The sequence below is a fragment of the Rhodococcus sp. CX genome (genome assembly GCF_015865005.1).
In the GTDB taxonomy this organism is placed as follows: Bacteria; Actinomycetota; Actinomycetes; order Mycobacteriales; family Mycobacteriaceae; genus Rhodococcus.
The window spans coordinates 31,948-34,885 of the sequence record NZ_JADZGH010000087.1 but is presented as its reverse complement, the minus strand read 5'-3'; the positions used below and the strand labels follow the sequence as shown (position 1 = coordinate 34,885).

Genomic DNA, 2,938 nt, shown 5'->3' with positions numbered 1-2,938 from the left:
CGACTCGTCGATGCTGCATGACCCCCGACGAACTTCTGACCAGGACCACTTAGGTGGAGTGTCCCGACAGAAGCTGGGCGCAGCGCAGGAGCCCGATGTGGCTGTACGCCTGCGGATGGTTGCCCAGGGCCCGTTCGGCGACCGGGTCGTACTCCTCGCTGAGCAGACCGGTCGGTCCGGCCGCCGCCACGAGCTGTGCGAACAGGGCCTCCGCCTGAGGGCGGGCGCCGACCAGCAGATAGGCCTCGACGAGCCACGCGGCACACAGGTGGAAACCACCCTCGGTGCCGGGCAGTCCGTCCTCGTGCCGGTACCGGTACACCGTCGAGCCGCTGCGAAGTTCGGCCTCGGTCGCGACCACCGTCGCGTGGAACCTCTCGTCGCTCGGATCGACCAGCCCGGTCAGACCGACGAACAGCGTCGCGGCGTCGAGGTCGGTGCCGTCGTAGGCGGCGGTGTAGGAGCGGACGTCTTCGTTCCAGCCCTTCTCCCGCACCTCGTCGGCGATCTCGTCCCGCAGTTCCGTCCACCCCTCACCGGCGGTGCGGCCGAACTTCGCGGCCAGCGTCAGGGCCCGGTCGACGGTGAGCCAGCCCATCACCTTCGAGTACACGTGGTGCCGCGGGTTGTCGCGGATCTCCCAGATGCCGTGATCGGGTTCGAACCACCGCCGCTGCACGGCGGTGACCATGGCGCACACCAGGTCCCAATCGCGGTCGGTCAGCGCTTCGGCGTGCGGGATGCCGCGTTCCTCGCGTCGGTGCGCGAGAGCCGAGATCAGGTCGACGATCGGCCCGAACACGTCGAGCTGCACCTGCTGGTTGGCGGCGTTGCCGACCCGCACCGGCCGGGATCCGGCGTAGCCGGGCAGATTGTCGAGCACCGCCTCGGGCGGAAGCGGGCCGCCGGCAAGCGAATACAGCGGATGCAGGCGTTCCGGCCCGGGAATCGTCTCGAGCACGCGGTGCACCCAGTCCAGGTAGGCCTCGGCCTCGCCGAGCGAACCGACGCTGACCAGGGCGTGGGCGGTGAGCGCGGCGTCGCGGAGCCAGCAGTAGCGGTAGTCCCAGTTGCGGACGCCGCCGATCTCCTCGGGCAGCGAGGTCGTCACCGCGGCCAGGATAGAGCCGGTCGGCTCGTGGACCAGGCCGCGCAGCGTGAGCGCGGACCGCTTGATGAGGTCCGGTTTGAGCGGCGGCAGGTCGAGTTCCGCGGCCCACTGCCACCAGTACGCCTCGGCCTGTGCACGCCGCTCCACCTCCGGAACCGGGTGAGGTCCCATATCTTCTGTGCCACAACGGAATTCGAGAATGATGTCGTTTTCCGACGGATCGACCACCGCATGAGCGGTCTGCTGTGTTCCGTCGGTGGTGATGTCCCACCGCACGCCGGGGGAGCGCAGCACGTACGGCTCGTTGAGGCCGAACACCCGCAGGCCGTCGTCGACGGCCTCGAGGATGACCTGCCCCTGCCCGAACTCGGGGCGCGGGGCGAACGTGACGACCGCCTTCGCGGTGCCGGTGATGACGCGCGTCAGATCGGTACGGCCGGGTTCGACGTCGTGCGGCAGATAGTCGATGACCGCCAGGCTCGCCCACCGGGTCACCACGGTCATCGTGGAGTCGACGTACCGCTGGCTCAGCGGCAGGGCCTCGCGGAGCGGGCCGATCGTGAAGTGACCGGCGGCCTCCCCGCCGAGCAGATGCGCGAACACCGCGGCCGAATCCGGTTCCGGATGGCACAGCCACGAGATGGTGCCGTCGGGAGTGATCAGGGCCTTGGTCCGGGGACTCGCGAGCATGGTGAGACGCTCGATGCGCGGGGCGTCCGCACCGGACAGCCACGTGCGGCGCTGGTCGAGCAGGAACGCCATGGCCGCGGCGACGTCCTCGGTGCTCGAAACCCGGAACTCGGCGCTGGTCTCGCCCTCGCCGACCTTGATTCCGACATCCGGCCCGTGCAGCGACCGGAACGCCTTCTCGTCGGTGACGTCGTCGCCGAAGAACACCGCCGCGGTCGCCGATTCCTGATGCCGGATGATGTCGAGCGCGCGACCCTTGTCGGTGGGCACCACGGACAGCTCGATCACGGACTTGCCCTCGGTGACCTGCACGCCGGGCAGGCGCGCCAGGTCGGCGCGGACGGTGGCCAGCGCGAGCTCGGCGTCGCGTTCGCTCGCATTGCGCACGTGGAGGGCCGCGCTCGCCGGTTTGATCTCCACGTGCACGCCGTCGTAGAGCCGGGCGACGTTGTCGAGTCCGGAGATGATGCCGCGCAGCAACTCCTTGGCGTCGGTGTCGATGGCGTGCACGAATCCGATGTCGAACTCGGAGCCGTGGCTACCGACCAGCTGGACCTCGGCGGGAAGACGCGACAGCGCTGCCAGGTCCTTGAGGGCGCGGCCGGAGATGACGGCGGCCGACGTCGACGGCAGCCCCGCGAGCGCGCGCAGGGCGCGTACCGATTCGGCGTGAGGGAACGCTTTGTCGGGATCGGCGACGATGGGCGCGACCGTTCCGTCGTAGTCCGACGCCACGAGCAGTCGGGGGGATCGCGCGACCGTGACGAGTGCGCGACGCAGGTCGATCGGGAGGTCTTGGGCGCTCATTCTTCCCACGGTAGGGGAATAGGTCCCGCCCGTCGCTCCGGATGCACGGTTCGGGGCGTGTTCCCGGTTACAGGGCCCGTTCCGGGCGCGCCTAGGAGCCGGCGACGGGCACCTGGGAGGGTCGGCGGGAGCCGTCGCCGAGCAGCAGTTCGACGGTGAGCTCGAGTCTGCGGGCGACGTCGGTCGCCGACGAGCGGCGGGTCAGCCACGCCACGAGATTCGACAGCCACACGTCGCTGATGACGCGCGCGACGGCCAGCTCTTCCTCGGTCGGCTCGCCTTCGTTCATCGCGCGGGCGAACAGCCGGTCCATGAGCTGGCCGACCCGGT

1 protein-coding gene and 1 pseudogene are annotated in these 2,938 nt (G+C 69.9%); both read right to left on the bottom strand.

Annotation, left to right across the window (positions count from 1 at the left end; genetic code table 11):
* Window positions 1-49: 49 nt before the first annotated feature.
* Window positions 50-2,608 (bottom strand): trehalose-phosphatase, encoded by a 2,559-nt coding sequence (gene otsB, locus I0Q12_RS09435; protein ID WP_197251676.1) that lies wholly within the window; start codon window positions 2,606-2,608, stop codon window positions 50-52.
* Window positions 2,609-2,699: 91 nt separating this feature from the next.
* Window positions 2,700-2,938: pseudogene (locus I0Q12_RS32495) on the bottom strand (TetR family transcriptional regulator); the annotation flags it as partial.

What these genes read in the sequence shown, in the direction of transcription:
- otsB (WP_197251676.1), bottom strand. Translation starts at nt 2,608, where the DNA reads ATGAGCGCCCAAGACCTCCCGATCGACCTGCGTCGCGCACTCGTCACG.